Source organism: Natronospira sp., from assembly GCF_007134575.1.
In the GTDB taxonomy this organism is placed as follows: Bacteria; Pseudomonadota; Gammaproteobacteria; order Natronospirales; family Natronospiraceae; genus Natronospira; species Natronospira elongata.
The window spans coordinates 1-3816 of the sequence record NZ_SLKM01000222.1; the positions used below are offsets into that span (position 1 = coordinate 1).

Sequence of the window (3816 nt, forward strand, 5' to 3'; positions counted from 1 at the left end):
CCCTGCTTGCCCAGGACCAGGAGCTGGAAGCCCTGGAGAGGGAAGTGGTGGTTGAAGGAATCACCCTGCCGGTGGCGGTGGAAGTGGGTGATCATCTGCTGGAATTGAACGGCACCGGTATTCGCCGGGCCTTCTTTCGTAACTTCTATGTGGGCGCCCTTTATCTGCCCGAGCCCATGAGCAGCACGGCCGAGATCATCAGCCGTCACGGCGCCTCCCGGATCTCCCTGAACTTCATTCGCGATGTCTCCCTGAGCCGGATGCAGGGCGCCCTGGACGATGGCTTTGAAGACAACACCCCGGCCGAAGCCCGGGCCGAGCTGGCCGATGAGATCGAGCAGTTCAAGAGCTTCTTTACCCCGCCGAAAGAGGGGGATCGCATCAATATCGATTACGACCCGGACCGCGGCACCATTGTCACCGTCAATGGTGAGGAGCAGGGCGTGGTGGAAGGCGCGGAGTTCAACCTGGCCGTGCTGCGGATCTTCCTGGGTGAAAACCCGGCCGACAGCAACCTGCGCGACGGCATGCTGGGCCTGGACTGAGCCGTCAGGCCAGATCAAAAAAACCGGCCCGGTCCGCCCCGGCCGGTTTTTTTGTGTCTACACCCGCCGTAGGAGAGGATCTAACCGTGATGGGTTCCGACGGATCCAGATGGCAGCTGCCCGGCAATCGCGAATGAATTCGCTCCTACGCGGGCTGGGTCGGCTTCAATCCAGGTGCCGTGTCCAGTTCACCTCGGGGTCCCCCACCGCCAGAAAATGCCCATTGAGCAGATCCGCCTTTTGGTTATAGCGAAAGGGATTGCCCTCGGTGTCGATGACGGCGCCGCCGGCGGCTTCCAGCACGGCCTGGGCGGCGGCGGTGTCCCACTCGCTGGTGGGCCCGAAGCGGGGATAGAGGTCGGCACTGCCTTCGGCCACGCGGCAGAACTTGAGCGAGCTGCCCGCAGAGACCTTCTCGCAGTCACCAATTCGTTGCAGCAGACGTTCCACCGCCTCGCTGCCATGGGAGCGGCTGGCCATGACCCGCAGGGGCGTGGCCGGGGGTCGGCGGGTCTGGATGGCCTCGGGTGCCTCGCCCTGTTCCTGGCGGAATGCGCCCACGCCTGTGCAGCCGAGATAGGTGCGGGCGGCCACCGGCACATGGACCACGCCCACGGTGGGCACGCCGTCGCTGACCAGGGCAATGTTGACGGTGAACTCGCCGTTGCGCTTGATGAATTCCTTGGTTCCGTCCAGGGGGTCCACCAGCCAGTAACTGTCCCACTGGCGACGCTCCTCCCAGGGCACGTTGGCGGCCTCTTCGGAGAGGATGGGCATGCCGGGGGTCAGCTCCCGCAGGCCCTCGATGATGATCTCGTGGGCCGCCATGTCGGCCCGGGTCAGGGGGCTGTCGTCATCCTTGGATTGCACTTCGAAATCGGTGGCATAGACATCCAGAATGGCGTCTCCCGCTCGGCGCGCGATGGCAGCGACGGGTTCCAGAAACTCTTTGTTCATGAACAGTCCTTTTTGCGTACTTGGCCTTCCGGGCGCCTTGTGCGAGTTCAGTCTTTTGCCGGGCCGCGGTAGATGCAGCCGGAGGTGCAGGTTTCGGCCACGCTCACCGCCGACAGGGCCGGCAGCTCGGGCTTGAGACGCTGCCAGATCCAGATGGCCAGGTTCTCGCTGGTGGGGTTTTCCAGGCCGTCGATCTCATTCAGATAATGATGGTCCAGTTGCCGGTACAGGGGTTTGAAGGCGCCCTTGATGTCGGCAAAGTCCATTACCCAGCCGGATTCCTCGCCCGGCTCACCGGCCACGTGGATATCGACCCGAAAGGAATGGCCGTGCAGGCGGGCGCATTTGTGCCCCTCGGGCACATTGGGCAGCCGATGGGCGGCCTCAATCCAGAAGGTCTTGTAGATTTCCACGCTCATGCCAAGTCTCGTTGGGAAAACGGTCATTATACGGGGATGGGGCGCCGGGGCCGAGTCCGGGCTGGTAGACTTGGGTGAATCAGACGATGAGCGGTCCCAATGTACAGCGATACCGACCTTCACACCCATAGCACGGCCTCCGATGGTCACTTGCCACCGGCGGAGCTGGTCGCCCTGGCGGCCGGCGCCGGTGTCCGTCGTCTGGCACTGACCGACCATGACACGGTCGCCGGCCTGGACGAGGCCCGGGCGGCGGCCGTCGAGCATGGGGTGACGCTGGTGCCCGGGGTGGAAATCTCCAGTCAGTGGCGGCGCCAGGAAATCCATGTGGTGGGGCTGTGGGTGGATGAATCCGACGCCGGTCTGAAGGCGGCCCTGGCCGAGCAGGTGGACCGGCGTGAGGAGCGGGCCGAACGCATCGCCCGCAAGCTGCGCCAGAAGGGCTATCCCGGCGCGCTGGAGGGGGCCGTGGGATTGGCCGATGGTGCCACCCTGACCCGGCCGCATTTTGCGCGCTGGCTGGTGGAGGCCGGGCACATGCCGGATGTTGCCACCGCGTTCAAAAAGCTCCTCGGGCGCGGCGGGCCGGCGGCGGTCCGGGTGGACTGGCCCGAGCTTGGGCAAGTGGTGGGCCGGATCCGGGCCGCGGGGGGAGTGGCGGTGCTGGCGCATCCGTTAAAATATCGTCTCACCGCCACCCGGCTGCGGGCCTTGCTGGATGATTTTGCCGAGGCCGGGGGCGGCGCCATGGAGGTTCGATGCGGGCCACACGACGGGGATCGCCTGCGGCACTGCCTGCGCCTGGCCGAAGAGCGTGAGCTGCTCGCCTCCCATGGCTCGGATTTTCATCTCCCCACCCGGTGGCAACAGACACCGGGCGGCCTGCCGGCTTTGCCGGAGGGCACGGCAACGGTCTGGAATCGAGAAGGAGTCAGCGGTGTTGGATGATGCGGAGTTGGAGGCCCTGAAGACCCGGATTGAGGAGCTGAGCCTGGAGCATCGTGACCTGGATGACGCCATTCAGGCCCTCCAGGAGAGCCCGGCCGTGGATCACTTGCGCCTGCGCCGCCTGAAGAAGCGCAAACTCCAGCTCAAGGACAGCATCGCCCGTCTGCGCAGCCAGATGATCCCGGACCTGGACGCCTGATCGCAGGCCTCGCGCAGAGGATGCCAAGAGCGCGAAGAATTTCCCTGTCTGACGGCGCGTCCCCCGCTGTGGGAGCGGCATTGCCGCCGCGACAGGGGCTTGACCCGGCTACTGTCGCGGCAGGATTGATACCCCGCCAGCTTGCGGCGCGGGGGGTGATCTGGTATAAAGTGCGGCTTTTCCGCGTCGGGACGGCCTTGGCCGGGCCCGCGTCTGCAAGCCCGGGCGATTTCCCGGGAGTGAACGAATTCGAGAGGAACCGAGAAATGTCCAGAGTCTGCCAGGTAACGGGCAAGCGGCCGGCCAGCGGGAACACCGTCTCCCACGCCAATAACAAGCGGCGCCGTCGGTTCCTGCCCAATATCCACACTCATCGTTTCTGGCTGGAAAGCGAGAAGCGCTTCGTGCGTCTGAAGGTCTCCACCAAGGGCCTGCGCGTCATCGACAAGAAGGGCATCGACGCGGTGGTTGCCGACCTGCGCGCCCAGGGCGAGAAGATCTAAGGAGGCGATCATGCGCGAGAAGATCAAACTGGTATCCAGCGCCGGCACCGGCCACTTCTATACCACTTACAAGAACAAGCGAAACACCCCGAACAAGCTTGAGTTCAAAAAGTACGATCCGGTGGTTCGCAAGCACGTGATGTACAAGGAAGCCAAGCTGAAGTAAGTTTCCTGTCATCTTGTCTGCATAAAAAAGCCCCGGCAGTGTCAACTGCCGGGGCTTTTTTTTCTGCTGTGGAAGCGGA

The 3816-nt window shown here is 64.2% G+C and carries 7 protein-coding genes; 5 read left to right on the forward strand and 2 right to left on the reverse strand.

Annotated elements, in window-relative coordinates; genetic code table 11:
* A partial coding sequence (locus ACJWXQ_RS08865) for a chalcone isomerase family protein (RefSeq protein ID WP_406672618.1) occupies window positions 1-545 on the forward strand: 545 nt, incomplete at its 5' end.
* Between the two features lie 165 nt (window positions 546-710).
* On the opposite strand, the gene cysQ is transcribed toward ACJWXQ_RS08865, so the two are convergent.
* The gene (gene cysQ / locus ACJWXQ_RS08870) at window positions 711-1502 is read right to left on the reverse strand and encodes a 3'(2'),5'-bisphosphate nucleotidase CysQ (protein ID WP_406672619.1); all 792 of its coding nucleotides are present in this window, start codon (window positions 1500-1502) and stop codon (window positions 711-713) included.
* A gap of 47 nt (window positions 1503-1549) precedes the next feature.
* Window positions 1550-1915, reverse strand: coding sequence for a 6-carboxytetrahydropterin synthase QueD (gene queD, locus ACJWXQ_RS08875; protein ID WP_406672621.1), 366 nt, complete (start codon window positions 1913-1915; stop codon window positions 1550-1552).
* Between the two features lie 105 nt (window positions 1916-2020).
* Here queD and ACJWXQ_RS08880 point away from each other — a divergent pair, with 105 nt between their 5' ends.
* From ACJWXQ_RS08880 to rpmG, 4 genes are all read left to right on the forward strand, one after another.
* Window positions 2021-2869, forward strand: a complete 849-nt coding sequence (locus ACJWXQ_RS08880; protein WP_406672620.1) for a PHP domain-containing protein — start codon at window positions 2021-2023, stop codon at window positions 2867-2869.
* Window positions 2859-3068 carry a DUF465 domain-containing protein gene (locus ACJWXQ_RS08885; RefSeq protein WP_346052683.1) on the forward strand — a complete coding sequence of 70 codons (210 nt, stop codon included), beginning with the start codon at window positions 2859-2861 and terminating at the stop codon, window positions 3066-3068. Before ACJWXQ_RS08880 ends, ACJWXQ_RS08885 begins: the two co-directional genes overlap by 11 nt.
* 266 nt (window positions 3069-3334) lie before the next feature.
* Window positions 3335-3571 carry a 50S ribosomal protein L28 gene (rpmB, locus tag ACJWXQ_RS08890; RefSeq protein ID WP_346052682.1) on the forward strand — a complete coding sequence of 79 codons (237 nt, stop codon included), beginning with the start codon at window positions 3335-3337 and terminating at the stop codon, window positions 3569-3571.
* Between the two features lie 10 nt (window positions 3572-3581).
* Window positions 3582-3737: a 50S ribosomal protein L33 gene (gene rpmG, locus ACJWXQ_RS08895; RefSeq protein WP_346052680.1), complete on the forward strand. Its 156-nt coding sequence runs from the start codon at window positions 3582-3584 to the stop codon at window positions 3735-3737.
* Window positions 3738-3816 lie beyond the last annotated feature (79 nt).

Bases quoted from the DNA above. Each gene is read 5' to 3' on its own strand.
- cysQ (WP_406672619.1), bottom strand. From the start codon at position 1,502: ATGAACAAAGAGTTTCTGGAACCCGTCGCTGCCATCGCGCGCCGAGCG.
- ACJWXQ_RS08880 (WP_406672620.1), top strand. From the start codon at position 2,021: ATGTACAGCGATACCGACCTTCACACCCATAGCACGGCCTCCGATGGT.
- rpmB (WP_346052682.1), top strand. From the start codon at position 3,335: ATGTCCAGAGTCTGCCAGGTAACGGGCAAGCGGCCGGCCAGCGGGAAC.
- rpmG (WP_346052680.1), top strand. From the start codon at position 3,582: ATGCGCGAGAAGATCAAACTGGTATCCAGCGCCGGCACCGGCCACTTC.